This window comes from Bifidobacterium pluvialisilvae, from assembly GCF_019331695.1.
Taxonomy (GTDB): domain Bacteria; phylum Actinomycetota; class Actinomycetes; order Actinomycetales; family Bifidobacteriaceae; genus Galliscardovia; species Galliscardovia pluvialisilvae.
The window spans coordinates 123,742-143,856 of sequence record NZ_JAHBBI010000001.1 but is presented as its reverse complement, the minus strand read 5'-3'; the positions used below and the strand labels follow the sequence as shown (position 1 = coordinate 143,856).

At 62.7% G+C, this 20,115-nt stretch carries 14 protein-coding genes and 1 riboswitch; of the genes, 5 read left to right on the top strand and 9 right to left on the bottom strand.

Annotated elements, in window-relative coordinates; all coding sequences use genetic code 11:
- Positions 1-23: 23 nt before the first annotated feature.
- From argJ to KIH77_RS00515, 6 genes are all read right to left on the bottom strand, one after another.
- A complete protein-coding gene (gene argJ, locus KIH77_RS00540; protein ID WP_219099123.1) occupies positions 24-1,193 on the bottom strand; it encodes a bifunctional glutamate N-acetyltransferase/amino-acid acetyltransferase ArgJ in 1,170 nt (389 codons plus the stop codon).
- Complete coding sequence (gene argC / locus KIH77_RS00535; protein ID WP_219099121.1) at positions 1,190-2,281, bottom strand: N-acetyl-gamma-glutamyl-phosphate reductase; 1,092 nt, start codon at positions 2,279-2,281, stop codon at positions 1,190-1,192. The genes argJ and argC overlap by 4 nt, the downstream gene beginning before the upstream one ends.
- 100 nt (positions 2,282-2,381) lie before the next feature.
- The gene (locus KIH77_RS00530) at positions 2,382-3,104 is read right to left on the bottom strand and encodes a hypothetical protein (protein ID WP_219099119.1); all 723 of its coding nucleotides are present in this window, start codon (positions 3,102-3,104) and stop codon (positions 2,382-2,384) included.
- Positions 3,105-3,200: 96 nt separating this feature from the next.
- Complete coding sequence (gene pheT / locus KIH77_RS00525) at positions 3,201-5,816, bottom strand: phenylalanine--tRNA ligase subunit beta (RefSeq protein WP_219099118.1); 2,616 nt, start codon at positions 5,814-5,816, stop codon at positions 3,201-3,203.
- Between the two features lie 7 nt (positions 5,817-5,823).
- Positions 5,824-6,891, bottom strand: a complete 1,068-nt coding sequence (gene pheS, locus KIH77_RS00520) for a phenylalanine--tRNA ligase subunit alpha (RefSeq protein ID WP_219099117.1) — start codon at positions 6,889-6,891, stop codon at positions 5,824-5,826.
- Between the two features lie 74 nt (positions 6,892-6,965).
- Positions 6,966-7,904, bottom strand: a complete 939-nt coding sequence (locus KIH77_RS00515) for a TrmH family RNA methyltransferase (RefSeq protein WP_219099116.1) — start codon at positions 7,902-7,904, stop codon at positions 6,966-6,968.
- 206 nt (positions 7,905-8,110) lie between these two features.
- Between KIH77_RS00515 and KIH77_RS00510 the strand changes: the two genes are divergently transcribed.
- The 5 genes from KIH77_RS00510 (at position 8,111) to phnX (ending at position 15,270) form a co-directional block, all read left to right on the top strand.
- A complete protein-coding gene (locus tag KIH77_RS00510; protein ID WP_219099114.1) occupies positions 8,111-8,977 on the top strand; it encodes a MurR/RpiR family transcriptional regulator in 867 nt (288 codons plus the stop codon).
- A gap of 345 nt (positions 8,978-9,322) precedes the next feature.
- Positions 9,323-10,114, top strand: coding sequence for an ABC transporter ATP-binding protein (locus KIH77_RS00505; RefSeq protein WP_219099112.1), 792 nt, complete (start codon positions 9,323-9,325; stop codon positions 10,112-10,114).
- A 5-nt stretch (positions 10,115-10,119) separates the two neighbouring features.
- Positions 10,120-12,960 carry an extracellular solute-binding protein gene (locus KIH77_RS00500; protein WP_219099110.1) on the top strand — a complete coding sequence of 947 codons (2,841 nt, stop codon included), beginning with the start codon at positions 10,120-10,122 and terminating at the stop codon, positions 12,958-12,960.
- A 259-nt stretch (positions 12,961-13,219) separates the two neighbouring features.
- Positions 13,220-14,428 (top strand): 2-aminoethylphosphonate--pyruvate transaminase, encoded by a 1,209-nt coding sequence (locus KIH77_RS00495; RefSeq protein WP_219099108.1) that lies wholly within the window; start codon positions 13,220-13,222, stop codon positions 14,426-14,428.
- A 59-nt stretch (positions 14,429-14,487) separates the two neighbouring features.
- A complete protein-coding gene (gene phnX, locus KIH77_RS00490; protein ID WP_219099106.1) occupies positions 14,488-15,270 on the top strand; it encodes a phosphonoacetaldehyde hydrolase in 783 nt (260 codons plus the stop codon).
- Between the two features lie 125 nt (positions 15,271-15,395).
- On the opposite strand, the gene mcrC is transcribed toward phnX, so the two are convergent.
- Genes mcrC through KIH77_RS00475 form a run of 3 tightly spaced genes read right to left on the bottom strand, consistent with a single transcriptional unit; the run spans position 15,396 to position 19,863 of the window.
- Complete coding sequence (mcrC, locus tag KIH77_RS00485) at positions 15,396-16,484, bottom strand: 5-methylcytosine-specific restriction endonuclease system specificity protein McrC (RefSeq protein WP_219099104.1); 1,089 nt, start codon at positions 16,482-16,484, stop codon at positions 15,396-15,398.
- An 11-nt stretch (positions 16,485-16,495) separates the two neighbouring features.
- Positions 16,496-18,250 (bottom strand): DUF8426 domain-containing protein, encoded by a 1,755-nt coding sequence (locus tag KIH77_RS00480; protein WP_219099102.1) that lies wholly within the window; start codon positions 18,248-18,250, stop codon positions 16,496-16,498.
- 38 nt (positions 18,251-18,288) lie between these two features.
- The gene (locus KIH77_RS00475; RefSeq protein ID WP_219099100.1) at positions 18,289-19,863 is read right to left on the bottom strand and encodes an ATP-binding protein; all 1,575 of its coding nucleotides are present in this window, start codon (positions 19,861-19,863) and stop codon (positions 18,289-18,291) included.
- A gap of 45 nt (positions 19,864-19,908) precedes the next feature.
- Positions 19,909-20,014, top strand: a riboswitch (TPP riboswitch).
- The last annotated feature ends 101 nt before the right edge of the window (positions 20,015-20,115 follow it).

The window sequence follows — 20,115 nt, the reverse complement described above, 5'->3', positions numbered from 1 at the left end:
CGTGCCCGACGGCCGAACGTTCGTCACGACTCGTAGTCGGCGTTGATGTGCACGTATTCGTGCGTCAGATCGTCGGTCCATACAGTGGCCTCGGCATCGCCTTCACCAAGGTCGATGTCGAAGTGCACCTCGCGCGGTGTCATATCGACTTCGGAACGTGGACGTCCCGGACGGCCGCCGTCGCATACGCGCACGCCGTTGACGTCGACGGTCACGTTGTTCGGGTCGTAGGGTGCCACGTCAGAGGGCACGGTGCCGAGCGACGACACCACGCGGCCCCAGTTCGGGTCGTTGCCGGCCACGGCGCACTTAAGCAGGTTGGAGGCGGCCACGGCGCGGGCGCAGGCCAGGGCCGCGTCCTCGCTGGTGGCGCCGGTCACGGTGACACGGATGTCGTGGGACGCGCCCTCGCCGTCGCCGATGATCTGGCGGGCCAGCGACGCGCAGGCCTTGGCGACGAGGCCGTTGAACTCGGCCTGGTCGGGCTCGACCCCGGAGGCTCCGGAGGCGAGCAGCAGCACGGTGTCGTTGGTGGACATGCATCCGTCCACGTCGATGCGGTTGAACGAGGTCTCCACGGCGGCGGCCAGCGCCTTCCGGGCCTGCTCGACGCTCACTTTGGCGTCGGTGGTGATGACGCACAGCATGGTGGCCAGCTGCGGCGCGATCATGCCGGAGCCCTTGACCATGCCGCCAATGCGGTAGCCGGCGCCTTCGAGCGCGACGGTCTTCTTCTTGGTGTCGGTGGTGAGGATGGCCTCCGCGGCCACCTCGCCGGCCTCGGCGGAATCGGACACCTCGCCGTAGGCCCTCTCCACGCCGGAGAGCACGTTGTCGAGCGGCAGCAGGTCGCCGATCATGCCGGTGGAGCATACGGCCACCTGCCCGGCGGGCACGCCGGCCAGCTCGCCGAGCTTGGCGGCGGTGTCGGCCGACTGCTGGAAGCCTTCCTTGCCGGTGCAGGCGTTGGCGCATCCGGAGTTCAGCACCACGGCCTTGATGTGGCCGTCGGCCACGGCCTTGCGCGACCACTGCACGGGAGCGGCGCAGAACCGGTTGGCGGTGAACACGCCGGCGGCCACGTCAAGCGGACCGTTGTTCACCACGACGGCGAGGTCCTTCTTGCCTTCGACGGCCGAGACCCCGGCCGCCACTCCACTTGCGGAAAATCCCTGTGCGAACGTTACACTCACGGTGCCACTCCAATCGTCGTCAATCCTGTGCTTTCGTCAATGCCAAGTGCGATGTTCAGCGACTGCACCGCCTGGCCGGCGGTTCCCCTGTTGAGGTTGTCGATGGCGCTGAACGCCAGAAGCCTGCCGGCCTTGCGGTCCACGGCCACCTGGATGTGCGCCGCGTTCGAGCCGATGATGTTGCCCGTGGCGGGCAGCACCCCCTCGGGCAGCAGGTTCATGAAATGCTCATCCTTGTAGGCCTTGTCCCACACGCCGCGAATCTCGGCATCGCTCATGGCGGCGCCCTTCTCGCTCAACGGCGCCGAGACGACGGCGAGGATGCCGCGGGACATCGGCGCGAGCACCGGCGTGAAGCCCAGCGTGAACTCGCCGGCCCCGGCGGCGTCCAGTCCAGCCGCGTGGGCGAAGTTCTGCAGAATCTCGGGGATGTGGCGGTGAGTGCCACCCACGCCGTAGGGCACGGCGGAACCGAACGCCTCGGCGGCGAGGAGGTTGGTGCGCTTGAGGTTCTTGCCCGCGCCGGAGTATCCGACGACCAGGTCGGCGACCAGGTCGTGGCCCACCAGCCCCTCGGCAATGCCGGGCTGCATGGCCAGCGTGGTCGCGGTCACGTTGCATCCGGGGCCGGCGATGCGCTTGACCCCGCGCAGCGCCTCGCGCTGCCGCACGTAGGAGCCTTCGGCGTCATGGCCGACGATGAGCTCGGGCATGCCGTACGTCCAGTGCTCGTAGAAGTCGCCGCCATAGTAGTCGTCCCATGCCGAACGCTCCTCAAGGCGATGGTCCGCGCCGAGGTCGACGACGATGCTGTCCGGGTCGAGCTGTGCGGCAAGTGCACCGGATGCGCCGTGCGGCAGGGCCAGCACGATGATGTCGTGGCCGTTGAGCACGTCGGCGGTGGTGTCCTCCACCGTCAGGTCGGCCAGTTGCGGGATATGCGGCATGTGCCTGCCGAGCTTGTCGCCCACCGAGGAGTGGCCCGCGACGCAGGTGACCTCCATGTCCGGGTGTGCGGCGAGGATGCGCAGGGCTTCTCCACCCGCGTATCCGGTGGCGCCGGCTACCGCGACCGTGTATTTCGGCATAAAGTCTCTCTTTTCACAATCACGAAGGAAACTACAACAGCGCCGATTATACACACTATGCAAAGCAATGCATAATTATGCAGCCGGTGTTACGGAAAGTTTACACGGACGTGCCGCCGCCCGATCCGCCGGTGAAGTCGATGCCGTACAGCTGCGACAGCAGCTGGTAGACGTCGATTCCCGCGGCAAGCATGTAGACCTCGATGATGATGTCGAGCACCGCGAGCACCATGCCGATGATGGCGAGCGTGCGCCCCTTCATGCGGAACGTCTTCGTGCGGTATATCGCCAGCCCGCACAGCAGCAGCGGAAGAACGGGGACGTTGAGCAGCGCCGTGACGAACCCGATGATGGCGGCGGGGTCCCACCGTCCGTACAGCGGGTTCTGGTTCGGGTCGTCGAGATCGATGCCGTTGCGGTTACCGCTCCCGCCAGCGCCGTTCGGACCGTTCTGATCGTTCGGACCGCGGTATCCGTTCGGGCCGCCGGGTCCCGCAGGGCCGTTGCCGCCACGGGCCTGGTCGGCGGGCCTGCCGCCGGGGATGTATCCGAAGCGGTCGGCCATGGGATTCGTCCTGCCGGAATCCTTCCGGCCACGGCCGGATTCCCCGTCGTTCGAGCCACCGTCGTCACCGTCGGCATCGGGCTCCGGGGCGCCATACACGTAAGGGTTCCATCCCGGGTAGCGGCTGGCCATCTCGCCGTATTCCGGCTCCTTGTACTGCCCGTACTCCGGCTGGTCGCGACCTGGAGCACCGCCATAGGCGGGCTGTTGCGGGGCGGATCCGTCGTTCTGGCTGTTCCACACGGTATGGCTGTTCATAATTCCCTTAATAGCAGTGACTGCGGGGAAATCCGTGGATTTCGCCCGCAGTGTAAAGGATGGGATCGGCCTTGCGGCCGATGGGGACCGCCCCGATCAGGCGCGCAGCTGGGCGCCGAGTTCGGACGTCTTCTCGACGATCGCCTTGCGGATGGCCTCGCTGTCGGCGGATTCGAGCGTCTTGACCGGCGAGCGGAACGTGACGGCGAACGCCAGCGACTTGGCACCCTCGCCCACCTGGTCTCCGGTGAACACGTCGAACAGTTCGATGGATTCGAGGCTGGAACCGGCGGCCTCGCGAATCGCGTCGCTCAGCTGCTGCGCGGTCACCGTGGCGGGCACGGTGAAGGCGAGGTCCTGGCGGACCGGCGGGAACGTGGCGATGGGCTTGGCCTGCACCGGCTTGTCGTCCAGGGCCGGCAGCAGGGCGGAGAGGTCCAGCTCGAACGCGGCGGAGTGCTCGGGGAAGCCGAGCGCCTCATTGACGTGCGGATGGAATTCCCCGACCATGCCGACCTTCGTACCGTCGGGCAGCACCACGTAGGCGAAGCGTCCCGGATGCCAGGTGGCGGGGACGTCCGCGGCGGCGGGCTGGTCGAGACGCAGCCCGGCACCGAGGCGTTCGGAGACGCGCAACACGGCCTCGACCGCGTCGGACCAGTCGACGTCACGGCTCTCCCCCAGCCAGCCGGAGTCCTCGGCCTTGCCGGTGAGGATGGCGGCCACATGCTGCGGCTGCTCGGGCAGGCCGGCGTCGAGCGCGGCGAGCTGCTCCTTGGTGGGCTTGACGCCGCCGGGCAGCGCCGGAATGGCGGGGGCGTCCGGATCCCAGAGGAACACGTGGCCGATCTCGTAGAGGCTCACGTCGCTCAGACCGCGACGGATGTTGCGCTGCACGGTGCGTGCCAGCGTGGGCAGCAGGGAGCGGCGCAGGAACGGGCGGTCGCCGGCCAGCGGGTTGGCGATCTCCACGCTGATGGGCTTGATGGCCTTCGTGTCGATGGCGAACGCCTTGTAGTCGGCGTCTCCCACGAACGGGTAGCTCAGCGTCTCCACCAGGCCGTACTGGGCGAGCGTGTCGGCGATCCAGCGCCGACGCTGCTGTTCGAGCGTCAGTCCGGTCACGCCGGTCACGGGCACCGCGGGCACTGTGACGGGAATCTCGTCGTAGCCGACGAGGCGGGCGACCTCCTCGACCAGGTCGCACGGGGCGGTGAGGTCGGGGCGCCACGTGGGCGGGGCCACGGAGAACTCGCCGTTGCCGCCGCCGGCCACGTTGCAGCCGATGTCGGTGAGGATGTCGGAGATGGTGTTGGCGTCGGTGTCGAGACCGGCGACGCGCGCGACCTCGCTCACTTTGAAGCGGATGTCGGCAGGACGCGTGGTGTTGTTCACATCCACCGGGGTGCGAGAGCCTTCGCCGGCGCCGTAGCGGATGAGCAGCTCGACGGCCTTCTCCACGGCCGCGGGCTGCAGCTGCGTATCCACGCCGCGTTCGAAGCGGCGCGACGCCTCGGACGGGGTCTTGTGGCGACGGGCGGAGCGCGCGATGGACACCTGGTCGAAGTGCGCGGCCTCGATGAACAGGTCGGTGGTCTCGTCGGTGACCTCGCCGTACAGGCCGCCCATCACGCCGGCCAGGCCGAGGATGCGCGAACCGTGCTCGCCATTCGGCGAATCGGTGATGAGCAGGTCCTCGGGGCTGAGCTTGTGGTTCTTCTCGTCGAGCGTGGTGAGCTCCTCGCCCTCGTTCGCGCGGCGCACCACGATCGGGCCTTCGATCTTGCCCAGATCGTAGGCGTGCAGCGGCTGGCCGAGGTCGAGCATCACGTAGTTGGTCACGTCCACGGCGAGCGAGATGGAGCGCATGCCGGCGCGGATCAGTCGGCGGCGCATCCAGTTCGGGGTCGGGGCGTTCGGGTTGAAGCCACGCACCACGCGACCGTAGTAGCGGTCGCAGCCGACCACGCCGTGAATCGGGTTGTTGTCCTCGATGGAGACCTCGACATCGCGCACGGCCCGGCCGTCGGCGTCCTTGGTCTCCGCGGGGGCCTTCTCGTTGAGCGCAATCACCGGGTCGGTGTACCTGGCGCCGGTGGAGTTGTGGTACTCGCGGGCCACGCCGCGGTAGGAGAACGCGTAGCCGCGGTCCGGCGTGATGTTGATCTCGAGCACGGGGTTGTTCAGGTGGAGCAGCTCCATCGCGTCGTCGCCCGGCTTGAGCGCGTCGTACTCCTCCTTGGAGAAGCCGTATTCGCGCAGCAGGATGATGCCGTCGTGGCTGTCGCCGAGGCCGAGCTCGCGCTCGGAGGCGCACATGCCGTCGGAGATGTGGCCGTAGGTCTTGCGCGGCTCGATCTTGAAGTCGCCGGGCAGCACGGCACCGGGCAGGGTCACGACGACCTTCTCGCCGGCGGCCATGTTCGGCGCGCCGCAGATGATGCCGCGCGGCACCTTGTTGCCGTTCTCGTCGACGTCGTTGTACTGTTCGCCGACGTCCACATGGCACCAGTTGATGGTCTTGCCGTTCTTCTGCGGTTCGGGGGTGGCGTCCACCACGTAGCCGACCACGATAGGCCCAGTCACCTGGGACTGGTGAATCTCCTCCTCCTCGAGGCCGACGCGCACCAGATCCTTGGCGAGCTGCTCGTAGGTCAGGCCCTCGGGGACTTCGACATGGTCCTTGAGCCAGTCAATATCAATCATCGGCATGGGTCAATCACTCCCCCATCACAAACTGTTCGCTGAAACGCACGTCGCCCTCGACCAGGTCGTGCATGTCGTTGATGTCGTGGCGCAGCAGCAGCGTACGCTCCATGCCCACACCGAACGCGAAGCCGGTGTAGACGTCCGGGTCGAGTCCGGCGGACCTGAGCACGTTCGGGTTGACCATGCCGCAGCCGCCCCATTCGAGCCAGCCGGCGCCGCCCTTCTTGTCGGGGAACCACAGGTCGAGCTCGGCGCTCGGCTCGGTGAACGGGAAGTAGCTCGGGCGAAGACGGGTCCTGGCCTCCGGTCCGAACATGGCGACGGCGAGCTTGTCGAGCACGCCCTTGAGGTTCGCCATGGTCAGGTGCTTGTCGACGGCGAGCGCCTCGCACTGGTGGAACACGGGCGTGTGGGTGGCGTCGAGCTCGTCGGTGCGGAACACGCGGCCGGGGCTGGCGATGTACAGTGGCACGCCGCGGGTGATGAGGGCGCGCACCTGGTCGGACGAGGTCTGGGTGCGCATGACCATGTTGGATCCGACGAATCCGGCGGCGTCCTTGGCCTGGTTGCCCTTGATGTAGAAGGTGTCCTGCATCTGGCGTGCGGGGTGGTCGGGGCCGAAGTTCAGGGCGTCGAAGTCGTACCATTCGGTCTCCACCTCGGGACCGTCGGCGATCTGCCAGCCCATGGAGACGAAGAAGTCCTCGACGTCCTCGAGCAGCTTGGGCAGCGGGTGGCGTGCGCCCAGAGGGTGGCGCCGCACCGGCAGGGTCATGTCCACGGTCTCGGCATCCAGTCTGGCCTTCTCCTCGGCGGCCTTGACCTCGGCCTCCTTGGTGCCGAACGCGCGGCCGAAGTCGGCGCGCAGCTTGCCCATGAGCTTGCCGGCGTCCTTCTTCTGGTCCTTCGGCAGGCCGCCGATGGCCTTGCTCGCCCGGGTCATGGCCGAGTCCGCGCCGGCGTAGTGGGACTTGATGGCCTTCAATTCCTCCATGCTGGAGGCGTTCTGGATTTTCTCGATGCCCTCGGCGACGTCTGCCGTCACCGCTTGGGCGTCGAAGGTTGCAACATCTGCCACAGGGACACCTTTCCGTTGGCAAAATTACGCTTACACAACTGTTGTTCGCATGGCTGGCACGCGAAACACCAATCTCACATTGTTCTCACATGACTCGACATAGCCAGTGAGTAGAGCAGCACGGACGCGCTGGTCGCGAGGTTCAGCGATTCGGCCCTGCCGTAGATGGGTATGGAGACGATGCCGTCGCAGCGTTCGAGCACGTCGTCGTCGAGCCCGCGCGCCTCGTTGCCGAACAGCACGGACGCCCCCGCCCCGTCCGAGGCCCACGCGGGCGCCGCGGCGGAGGCGTCCCCGCGGCGGATGAGGTCGGCCAGCGACGTGGGCCGCATGGCCTCGGTGCCGCGCACGTCCGCCGCCACGACGTGCAGCCCGTTGCGCGCGTTCCAGTCGAGGAACCCGTCCACCGACGCGCGCAGCACGGGAATGTGGTAGAGCGATCCGGCGGTGGAGCGCACGACCTTGGGGCCGAGCGGGTCCACGCATTCGTCCACGAACACGACGGCGTCGGCGCCCGCGGCGTCGGCGGTGCGGATCACGGTGCCCGCGTTGCCGGGGTCGCGTACCTGCCAGAAGGCGGCGACCAGCGGGCGTCGGCCGCCATCACCCGTCTGCGTGGGGAGCGTCCATGCGTCGAGGTCGCCGCCGAGGTCCCCGGTCTGGGCGGTGGCGGCGATGCCCTGCGCGTCGGTGCTGATGGCCGCCATCACCCGTTCGGTCACGTAATGCACGTAGATGCGGTCCTGGCCGGTGCCCTCCCCACGCGTCTCGCGGCCGAGCACGTCCGCGACGATCGCGGCGGCGCGTGCGCTCACGGTGTTGCCGTCCTCGTCGATCTCGACGTACAGGTCCTCCACGAGGTCCGGCCGGAAGGTGATGGCCTCGCGCACGGCCTGCGGCGCCTCCACGAGCATTCGTCCGGTCTTGCGTCTTGTCTTGGCCCGGGCCAGGTCGGCGATGCGTCGGATGCGTCCCGCGTTCGGGTTGTCCAGTGTTCCTTTGGTCAATGGCATGGGTCAATGCTAGCGCGCCGCCCCTATCGCGCGGCCATCGTCCGATTCACCAACAATTCACGTTGCGGTCAGATTAGTCGTCGTATCCGTATGACGGCGGCGGCTAATCTCGTTCGTTGGAAGAGAGGTTTCATGGGTGGCACTAGGCCACGGCCATGGAACCCGCATGTGTGTATGAGTGGTGGAATTCGGCGAAAGGGACTGACGTGGGTGTACCGGTCGATGTTCGACAGCGCATCAGCAACATCTATTCCGCGCTCCGCCCGGCGGAGAAGGCCGTAGCGTCGTACATCCGTGACCATTACGACGACATCGCCTCGCTGACCGTCTCCGATCTGGCGCAGGCCGCGGACGTGAGCCAGCCGACGGTCATACGGTTCGCCCGCAAGCTCGGCTTCAACGGCTACCGCGAGATGCGCTACGTGCTCAAGCATCCGACGGAGAACCCGCAGTCGTTCGACCCGCTCGAGGGGTTCGACCTGCATCCGTGGGACAAGATCGACGACGTTCCCGCGAAGGCCGTCGCCGGGGCCAAGTCCATGCTCGACGACATGCTCGAATCGCTGTCGTCCAAGGAATACCGCAAGGCCATCGGGCTGCTGAACAAGGCCCGCATCATCGACATATACGGCGTGGAGAACTCCATCGTGCCGGCCAACGACCTGCTGACCAAGCTCACGTATCTGGGATTGCAGTGCCGCATGCACACGGACGCCTATCTGCAGCAGATCTCGGCCGGGCATCTCACCGACGAGGACGTCGCCATCGCGTTCTCGTACTCCGGCAGCTCGGAGGACACGGTCAAGGCCATACGTCTCGCGCGCAACCAGGGCGCGAAGACCATCGCCATCACCAATGCGACGGGCACGCCTTTGGGCAACTGGGCCGATGTGTGCCTGTACGCCGGGCATGGCGAGCGCACGATCTACGGCAACGCGATCTTCTCCCGCGTCTCGCACATCGCCATCGTCGACATGCTGTACATGGGGCTGATCCTGAGCAACTACGCCGACTATTCCGCCAAGCTCGACGAATCCGGACGGTACATCCGCGACAAGGTCTTCCACGGATAGTCTCTGCCCGCCCTTTCCACGGCTCCCCTCATCGGGAGCCGTTCTCGTATGTCCCATATGTAGTTCGTTAATATTTGCATACGCATCCGCTTGCCCCAAAAGCAAAAAACTACACGATTACCACGTAAGTTAAATTATTGTTCACGTTGGTTTTCATAAAGCTTCAACGGTGAAACCCCAAGTTTCCCGACGTCGATGACAGAATATTTTCTGGAAGTCGGGAGGACCTTCGGGAACACTTGATTTCCAACGAAAACAGAACATGTGTAAGTCACGAATATTGCAGTAAAGACATACAACACACCACCGTGCGGGACCGGTCAACGTTCCGTGAAAGGCAACATCATGTTGGAACTGAAGAACATCACCAAGTCATTTGGTGACACCCACGTGCTGAACGGCATCTCACTGACCATTGGGGACGGTCAGATCATGTCGATCCTCGGACCTTCCGGCGGCGGCAAGACCACGCTGCTGAACATCATCCTCGGCATCTCCCAGCCGACCAGCGGCCAGATCGTCTACAACGGCGAGGACCTGACCAACGTGCCGATGGAGAAGCGCGGTTTCAACATCGTGTTCCAGGACTACGCACTGTTCCCGAACCTCAACGCCTACGAGAACATCACGTACGGCCTGAAGAACAACCCCGGCATCTCCACCGAGAAGGAGATCAAGGAGATGATCAGCCTCCTCGGCCTCGAGGAGCACCTCAACAAGAAGATCGACGAGCTCTCCGGCGGCCAGAAGCAGCGTGTGGCCCTCGCCCGCACCCTCGTGATGAAGCCGAAGCTGCTGCTGCTCGACGAGCCGCTCTCCGCCCTCGACGGCGTCATCAAGGAGTCCATCAAGTCGAAGATCAAGCAGATCGTCAACCAGTACAACCTCACCACGATCATGGTCACCCACGATCCGGAGGAGGCCTGCACGATGAGCGACAAGGTGCTGATCCTCAACCAGGGCAAGATCGCCCAGTTCGCCTCGCCCGACGACATCATCCACCACCCCGCCAGCGAGTTCGTGCGCAAGTTCATCCTCCACCAGCTGGAGGTCAAGCGCAACAACATCTACACGCTGTTCAACGAAGGCGACGCCAACGCCGCCAAGCAGCCCGCCCTCGCCGGTCAGGAGGCCTGAGAACAATGAGCGTCGAATCGATTCAGGCCGGCAAGCAATTGCCGAACATCGCGCCTGAGATCAAGAACCACGAATCCCGACCGATGAAGCCGCGGCAGCCCGAGCTGACCGCCCTGCTCGTCGCCGTCACCGTCATCTTCGCCATCTTCCTGGTGGTGCCGATGGTGATCGTGCTCGCCAAGTCGTTCCAGACCGGAAGCGGCTCCGCCACCATGGAGAACTACGCGGCCATCCTCGCGCGGCCCGAGTTCCTCACCTCCGTGTTCAACAGCCTCAAGGTCGCCGCCACGGCCGCGCTCGTGGCCATGCTGCTGGCGTTCCTGCTGGCCTACGCGGTCAACTGCACCAACCTGCCGCCGAAGTTCAAGAAGGCCATCGCCCTGCTCACCCAGGTGCCGATGCTGCTGCCGACCATCACCTACGGCTTCGCCATCATCTACTCCTTCGGCAAGGAGGGCCTGATCACCAAGCTGTTCGGACACCAGCTGTTCGACATCTACGGGTTCAACGGCCTGCTCATCGGCTACGTCATCTACACGCTGCCGACCTGCTTCCTGCTGATCAACAACTCCTTCCAGTTCGTCGACAAGAAGTTCATCATCGTCAGCCACATCATGGGCGACAGCCACATCAAGACGTTCTTCGTCACCACGGTGCGGCCGCTCATCGGCACGATGTGCGTGGCGTTCATCCAAAGCTTCTTCCTGAGCTTCACGGACTACGGTATTCCTACCTCCGTGGGCGGCACCTACGACGTGCTGGCCATGACGCTGTTCAACCAGATGCTCGGCTCGATCCCGAACTTCAACCGTGGCGCCGTGATCGCCGTGTTCATGCTCATCCCGTCGATCATCTCCATCATCCTGATGACCATCCTCGAGAAGTACTCGATCCGCTACTCGAAGGTCTCGCAGATCGACCTGCCCGAAGGCAAGAAGCGCGACACGTTCTGCGCCATCGCCTCCGTGGTCGTGCTCGTGTGCGTGCTCTCCGTGTTCGCCGTGATCCTGCTCATCCCGTTCGTCGAGATGTGGCCGTTCAAGCTGAACTTCACGTTCAGCCACATCACCGGCATCTTCGCCGACTCCGAGCTGACCGCCGTGTTCACCAACTCGCTGTACGTGGCCGTGATGACCGCCATCCTCGGCTGCGTGTTCGCCTACGCCGCCGCCCTGGTGACCTCCCGCTCCAAGCTGCCCGTCGCCGCCAAGCGGTTCGTCGACTCCATCAGCTCGATCATCAACACCGTCCCCGGCATGGTGCTCGGCATCGCGTTCCTGTTCACGTTCAGCGGCAGCCCGATGCAGAACACCTTCTGGATCCTCATCATCGCGAACATGATCCACTACTTCGCCACCCCGTACCAGATGATGAAGGACTCGCTCTCGAAGATGAACGCCTCGTGGGAGACCACGGCCAAGCTCATGGGCGACAGCTGGTTCAAGACCATCGTGCGCGTGGTGACGCCGAACGCATGGCCCACCGTGCTGCAGGTCTTCGGCTACTACTTCGTCAACGCGATGGTCACGATCTCCGCGGTCGTGTTCCTCACCGGCGCCAAGACGCAGGTGATCACCACGAAGATCTCCGCGCTCCAGCACCTCGCCAAGTTCGACGACATCTTCGCCCTCTCGCTGCTCATCCTCGTGACGAACCTCGTGGTCAAGGGCATCATCGCCTTCGCCACCCGCAAGAAGCCCGTGAAGACCAAGGCCACCGAGGCCGCGGCCGCCACCGTGAAGCAGGGCGCCCGCAAGACCAGCGAGCAGATCGCCGCCGGCAGCTTCGCCCTGCCGCCGCTCAACCCGCGCTCCCGCAGCCGCAACGTGGTGACGGGCATCGCCTCCGGCGTGATCGCCGCCCTGCTCGTGGCCTTCGGATTCGGCGCCTTCTCCGGCACCGCCGCGGCCAGCCAGCAGGTCGTGATCTACACGAACGCCGACGACGAGGCCGTGGCAGCGTTCGAGCACGCGCTCGACAACAACGGCTACAAGGGCAAGTACATCATGCAGAGCTTCGGCACCTCCGAGCTCGGCGGCAAGATGCTGGCCGAGGGCAAGAGCCTCGAGGCCGACATGCTCACCATGAGCTCCTACTACGTGGACTCCGCGCAGGAACGCAACCACATGTTCCAGCCGCTCACCGACGTCAAGTCGAAGCTGCTGAGGACCAACGTGAACACGACGGCGCCGGACTACCGCAGCCCGACCACCGCCCAGGAGGGCGCCATCTTCTACAACACCGAGGCCATCAAGCAGGCCGGCGTGCCCGTCCCGACGAGCTTCAAGGACCTCGCCGACCCGAAGTACAAGGGACTGATCTCCGTGCCCGACATGGAGGGCTCCTCCACTGGCTGGCTGATGGTGCAGGCCATCGTGGGCGCCTACGGCACCGGCGACGAGGGCAAGCAGATCCTGACCGACATCTACAAGAACGCCGGCCCGCATCTCGAACAGTCCGGCTCCGGCCCGCTGAAGTCCGTGCGCTCGGGCGAGGTGGCCATCGGCTTCGGTCTGCGACACCAGGCCGCGGCCGACAAGAAGAAGGGTCTGCCCATCGACTACGTCGACCCGATCGAGGGCAACTACTCGCTGACCGAATCGGTGGCGGTGCTCGACAAGGGCTCCAAGACCAATCCGCTGGCGCAGAAGATGGCCGGCGTGATCATCGACCAGGGACGCAAGGAACTGCTCCAGACCTATCCGACGCCGCTCTACCAGGGCGAGAAGGAACCAGCCAACGGCTCAAAGTACCCGAAGACCTTCGACAAGCCGCTGACGGTGGACCTGCTGCAACAGCATCAGGACTTCTCCGAGGCCTGCAAGCGCGCCGCCAAGGAAGCCTGACCCCACCCTCACAGGCCCCATTGCTGTGACGGACGGCATCACGCCTCTTGTCGATATGCATTGACCGACCGTAAGCAGCGAAGGCATGTGCTAGGCTCCGCCAGCACATGCCGGAGCGAGGTCGAACGGCCTTGAGTGTGTCGGGCAATGCATATCGACAGACGCCACACGCCGATACCCGAACCACCCGGCATCCCACAAAACCCAACCTTTTATCCCCAACAATCCCCCAAAAATAAAAAATAGAGAAGGAACAACAATGACCAACGAATACAAGCTGCTCACCCCCGGTCCGCTGACCACGACCCGCACGGTCAAGGAGGAGATGCTCTTCGACCACTGCACGTGGGACGAGGACTACCAGCAGATCACGCAGAAGATTCGTCGCCAGCTGCTTGAGCTCGCGCACTGCGATCCGGAGGAGTACACCGTCGTGGTCATGCAGGGTTCCGGCACCTTCGGCGTGGAAAGCGTGCTGACCTCCGTGATCGGCAAGGACGAGAAGGTGCTGCTGTGCACGAACGGCGCCTACGGCGACCGTCAGGTGAAGATCTGCGAGCACGCGGGCATCGCCTACACGCAGTACGCCGAGCCGTACGATCGCATCCCGGACGCCAAGAAGGTGGCCGAGTATCTTGACGCCGACCCGTCGATCACGCACGTGTCGATGATTCACTCCGAGACCACGTCCGGCCTGCTCAACGACATTCAGGCCGTGGCCAAGGTGGTCAAGGCCCACGGCAAGACGTTCATGGTGGACGCGATGAGCTCCTTCGGCGGCGTGGACATCCCGGTGGCCGACTGGGGCATCGACTTCATCGTCTCCTCCGCGAACAAGTGCATCCAGGGCGTGCCCGGCTTCAGCTTCATCATCTGCAACAAGGCGAAGCTCGAGGCGTCCAAGGGCAAGGCCCGCAGCCTCTCGCTCGACCTGTGGGACCAGTGGAACACGCTGGAGAAGGCCAACGGCAAGTGGCGCTACACCTCCCCCACCCACGTGGTGCTCGCCTTCTCGAAGGCGCTTGACGAGATGTTCGAGGAGGGCGGCATCCCCGTGCGCTCCGCCCGCTACCAGCTGAACAACGACCTGCTGATCGCCCGCATGAAGGCGCTGGGCTTCTCCACGTTCCTCGCCGACCACCAGGGCCCGATCATCACCACGTTCCTGTACCCGAAGGGCACGAAGTTCGACTTCCACGACATGTACGAGTTCATCAAGGAGCGCGGCTACGCCATCTACCCGGGCAAGCTGACCGACGAGGAGACGTTCCGTCTGGGCAACATCGGCGAGATCTACGCCGATGACATCGAGAAGGTCACGGAGCTGCTGGCCATGTACATGGGCGAGCGCGGCCTGCTTGAGGCCGCCACCGGCTCGGATTCCGTCCCGGCCGCGATCGCCGCGATGGACAAGGCCGGCGAGCCCATCAAGGCCGCCGCCCCCATGGGCGTCAAGCTTTCCGCCTGACCCTCCCCCGGCATCATCATCCACGCAACACCAAGGAATCATCAAAGGAGAAACCAACCATGACCAACCGTTTTGAGGCCGTCATCTTCGATTGGGCCGGCACCACCGTCGACTACGGCTGCTTCGCCCCCGTCCGCGCCTTCCAGGAGGCGTTCCGCGAGTTCGGCATCGACCCGACGATGGCCGAGACCCGCAAGCCGATGGGCATGCTCAAGCACGACCACATCAACACGATGCTGCACATGGAGCGCATCGCCCGCGCCTGGGAGGACGAGCACGGCCACGCCCCGACCGACAAGGACGTGGACGACGTGTACGCGCACTTCGAGCCGAAGCTGCTGTCGATCCTCGACAACTACGCCGATCCGAAGCCGGCCGTGCTCGATGCCGTGGCCGCCCTGCGCGAGGCCGGTCTGAAGATCGGTTCGACCACCGGCTACACCGACAAGATGATGGACATCGTGGTGCCGAAGGCCAAGGAGAACGGCTACGACCCGGACTTCTGGATCAGCCCGGACGGCACGAACGGCTTCGGCCGCCCCTACCCGTACATGATCTTCCGCAATCTTGAGAAGCTTGGCGTCTCCTCCGTGCACGCCGCCGCCAAGGTCGGCGACACGCTCTCCGACATCCGCGAGGGCAAGAACGCCGGCGTGTTCACCATCGGCGTGGTCGAGGGCAGCTCCCAGCTGGCCATGAGCCAGGAGGAGTTCGAGGCGCTGTCCGACGCCGAGAAGGCCGACGCCCGCGCGAAGGCCAAGGCCGCGTTCACCGAGGCCGGCGCCGACGCCGTCATCAACACGATGGCCGAGCTGCCGACCCTGCTCGCCCAGATCGCCTGATTTCCTTCCGATTTTCGCCTGATTCAGGCTTCCCCGAGTGATGCGGTGGGTTCGGTTATACGCCGAATCCACCGCATCACTCGTTGTTCGCCGTTTTCGGACGCAACACGCCGACGAAACGGTCCCTACGCGTCCGAAAACAGCGAACAACCGACGCCGTCCGTCGATCCGGGAAAGAACCTCATGACGATATCGTCAAGTTGACCGGCGATGCCGGGAAAATCCTGATTCAGATCCAGCGTACGTACGGCGATTCGATTGCCGCCCATGTCGAACTCGCCGTCCGGCTGCCGTTCCTCATCCGTTTTCGCATACAGCAACATGCCGGATACCGTACGCTCTTCCCCTCCCGCCGCCAGCTGCGCCGTCTTGTTCTTGACGTAGGTGAACATCTGATACATGTTCGCGGAATGCATCGTGTAGCCACTGAAGTTCCGCTGCATTGTCCGCGTATAGTATTTCGCATCGATGATGAGAACATCCCGACCGTTGTCCAACACCACGTCAGGCTGCATAATCGGCAGTCCATCGCCTGCCGAACACATCCACGGAATACGATGATGGGTCGTGTTGATGAGTCCCCGCCATTCGCGCGAATAGTATCCGAAGAGAAACTTCTCGTATATCCGATGCATCTGCTGGTCATCGAGAAAATCCATGAGCAGCGTCTTGCCGGGCCGGGAGCTTTGCAGCAGCCCATTGACCGCAAGATGACAGATACCGATAAGCATACGATAGGTCTGATTGTTTCTGTCGTATCGCAGTCGCCAGTCGATTCGACGAAGATCGACTCGCCCAACGTTGTCCAAACATGCGAGCAGACGCCGCAGTCTCGTTCTCCGAATCAGATTGATATCGGCATGCGCCAGCAACAGCATGGTTGATTTGATGATGCGGTTCGGACGCGAGTCCACGGTGAAGTCATCCACCGTGCATACAAGCCTTTTCCGAGACATCGTGACCTTGCGAACGCTTTCGGTGATTTCGATTTTGCCGCGGGGAGAATCCAGCTCGTCGGTGTGAGGAACATATTCCCGGGAGAGTCCTCGTTTGATCTGTGCCGACATTCCCTGAATGAGTATGGCGGCGCATAGGTCGGCGATGTTGTCGAAGGGTTCCGTGGCCAGTTTCCGATACTGCTGCTCCTGCAATGCCCGGAAGGCGTACGACAGCATGTAGTACACGTTCCGGACCGGAATACGTGATGACGTCATGGCAGGCGACGTCATCGGATGGCCTTTCGCAGCTTGTCGGCCTCCTCGTCCACCTTTTGTGGCTCGTCGAACCAGTATTCCTCCAGCAAAGGAATCAACTCGTATTCGACGATGCCCGACAGTGTCTGCTCGTTCGCCGTTTTGGAATCCAACCCGCAGAAGTAGCTGTGGCCGATGCGGAAGCCCTTGCCCAGAGAATCATCGCGGGCGATCTCCCGGTTCAGTTCCTTTACGGCGGTGATGAGCCTATTGAATTTCTCGCTCTGCAAGGCATGCATATACGAATTGAAGCCATCAGTATCAAAGCCTGGTTCCAATTCGATGAACGCGAACCTGCGCCGAAGCGCATAGTCAATCATCGCCAGACTCCGGTCGGCGGTGTTCATCATGCCGATGATGAACACATTCTTGGGGATGGAGAACAATTCGTCCGCATAGGGAAGCCGGAGGCTGAGGCCGCGTTTGTCGTTCTCGATGAGCATGAACAGCTCTCCGAAGATTTTACTGAGGTTGCCACGGTTGATTTCATCGATGATGAAATAATATGGGCGGTCCTCGTCTGCTTCGGCCTTCTTGCAGAATTCGTAGAACACCCCGTATTTGAGTGCAAAGCCGTTGTCGGTCGGACGATAGCCAAGCATGAAGTCCTCATAGGAATAGTTCTGATGGAACTGCACCATCGTCACACGTTTGGAGTCCTTCTCGCCCATGATGGAATAGGCGAGCCGCTTGGCCATGAAGGTCTTGCCCACGCCGGGAGCCCCCATGAGGATGATGTTCTTCTTGCGATCAAGAGCGGCGACAAGATTGTCATAGGTACGTTCGCTGACGTACACCTCGTCAAGGAACTTTTCACGGGAATAGGGCTCCAGCGTATGCTCGTCATCCGTGGACGCGCCGTCGATGTCCAAGGCTCCATCATCGATTATTTCGTCGATCTGGCGGACCATATCAAGGTTCCCGGTAATCTCGTTCAGCGTCATGTTGTGAAACTGCTTTTCGGATTCCATGACAATATGGTCATCACTCAGGTCAGTCCATACGACCTGCCGTACATGGTTGAAATCGCTGGTATCATTCGTTTGATACTCATAACCAGACTGCACCTTGCCGATGCCGAGAATCCCTCTGTGACCGTCAACTGCGACAATCACATCACCGGGATTCATATCGTAAACGAACTGCCAAAGCTCACGGGCTACATTCCTAGGAGCATTACTAAAGCCATAGTCGTTTTGCAGAGCCTGTTGAATGTCATTCCGGCTGTCGTATTTCGCAACGTCGCCGATACCGCCATAGCCAATCAGCATCAGTGAGGTTTGCAGGCATTCATGCCAGTTCTCCGCCTTGACCCCTGGACGATACGACCAGTACTTTTTCTCCGGTACGCCGCTGTCGCCAAGGGCATTGTCAACGGTTTTCTTTTTGCCACGTTGTTCCCGGTCATACCGGTTACGCCGACGAATGATGTCCGAAGCCAATTCAGCGGTCATGTCTACGGTCTTGCCGCTATCCGTCAAGGTCCATACACCGCGCGTGTCGGCTGGTTCGATATATCCGCCAAACACAAGCGTCAGTCGAGCGAAATCCACTGCCTTTTTGAACTGATTATCCTGTTCGCTGATGAGAAGATCCTTCGCGATTTGATCATGCACCTGCGGACGCGCCGCGCTGCCGCCCAGCTCCCGCAATGCCTCCAATACCGGCGCCATCATTTTTCTATGGTACGAATTCAATACGGAATTGGCGTTTTCCATGGTCATCATCGACTCCTTATCTCAAAACCTGTTCGTGATTGCGTCCTTCAGTCCAGCCCCACATCCGGAATGATATTGGCGGGGTCATTGACCGGGTCGAAGTATGCGCCGACCGCCCAGAGCGGCACGTTGGTGAGCCAGTCCTGTTCGCGGTAGCCGCGCATCGACGTACGGTAGCCGTGCAGTCCGGTGTCGTTGCACAACATACGCAGGCTTTTGGCGTGCACGTTCTCCTCCGCCTTGACCTCCAACGGCGCGGGCCGGCTGTCATACTGCACGACGAAATCCACCTCCGCCGTCCCCTTGCCGGACGTCCAGTAATACGGGTTCCTTCCGGTGGCGGCCAGCTGCTGGCATACGTATTGTTCGGTCATCGCGCCTTTGTATTCCTCGAACGCGGTGTTCGCCAGCAATACGTCACGCGCGCTGACGTCCATCGCAGCGCCCAGAAGCCCGACGTCATGCATGTACAGTTTGAACGCGGACAAATCCTCATAGTCACGCAACGGCAACTGCGTCTTGCTGACACGGTATACACGATGGGCCAGGCCGGAGTCGACGATGAACTGGATGGCCGTCTCGTACTGCGCGCGCCTGGCACCCTGCGTGATATGCCCGAACATGAACTTGTGATTCTCCCTGCCCAGCTGAGAGGGTATCGAACGGAACGCCAGACGCACACGTTCCACGTCAATTTCGGGAACGTCGATCTTGTGCTTGGAGAAGTCGTTGTCATAATCCGACAATAGGGCCTGCTGGCGCAGCCGAGCGGCGGCATAGTCGTTACCGCCGTCAAGGAACTCTTCGACCACCTGCGGCATGCCACCGACGAAATAATAGCGTCGCAGCAGCCGTTCCAGACGATCAGCGAACACCGTGGCCCTGCCGAAATCCAGCGAACGGACGATATCCGCCAATGCGTCCTGCCCGCAGGCCTGCAGGAACTCCAGAAACGTCATGGGATACATGTCCATCGAATCGATTTTCCCTACGGGAAATGATTTTCCCGCATGATAGGCGAGCCCGAGATATGATCCCGCGGCGGCGATATGCTGCTCCGGCGTATCTTCGGCGAACGCCTTCATCAAGGTAAGCGCTTCGGGCACCTCCTGAATCTCATCGATGATGACCAGCGTACGCCCCGGCACGATTTTCACACCGGTGAGCACGGCTATGTTCTCCAGAACCTGCCGAGCGTCATACGCGGTGAACACGGACCGTGCCGATTCATCCATCAGATTGATGTAGGCGCAGGAATCGTAACCGGCGCGGCCGAGCTCCTTAAGCACATACGTCTTCCCCACCTGTCTTGCACCGCACAATACCAGTGGTTTCCGATGCTTCGAGACCCGCCACTCCTCGAGCTTGTTCGTAATGTCGCGTTTCATGCCGCCCCCGATGCTCATGTCCGGCTCCGCCGTCCTGACTTGATTATACGTGCCCCAAATATGCCAATGCAAAAATTCCGACGAACAAACAGTGGTTTCGTGCAAAAATCCTGACGACGAAATGCCTGTTTCGTGCAAAAAACTGGACGAACATATCGTACTTTCGTGCAAAAATCCTGACGAACGATGATTGACACGACCTTGTCGGACGATGTCGCGTGTCGGATTTCCCATAGTCGGCTATTGCGTGGCGCGCGGGTTTTCGGTATCGTCTGTGGGACGGACTGACGGGGGTGCCTTCATGGCTGAGACGGGCGGAACGCCGCCCGAACCCGTTGACCTGAACAGGATAATGCCTGCGTAGGGATGTCACGCCGCATCATGCCGGCCTTGCACGCCGTCCTCGCATGCCCGCATTGGCATATGCAAGGAACGGCACCGGTTTTCGGCCACTCCGCATCCCCTATGATTCGCACGCAACGCTCG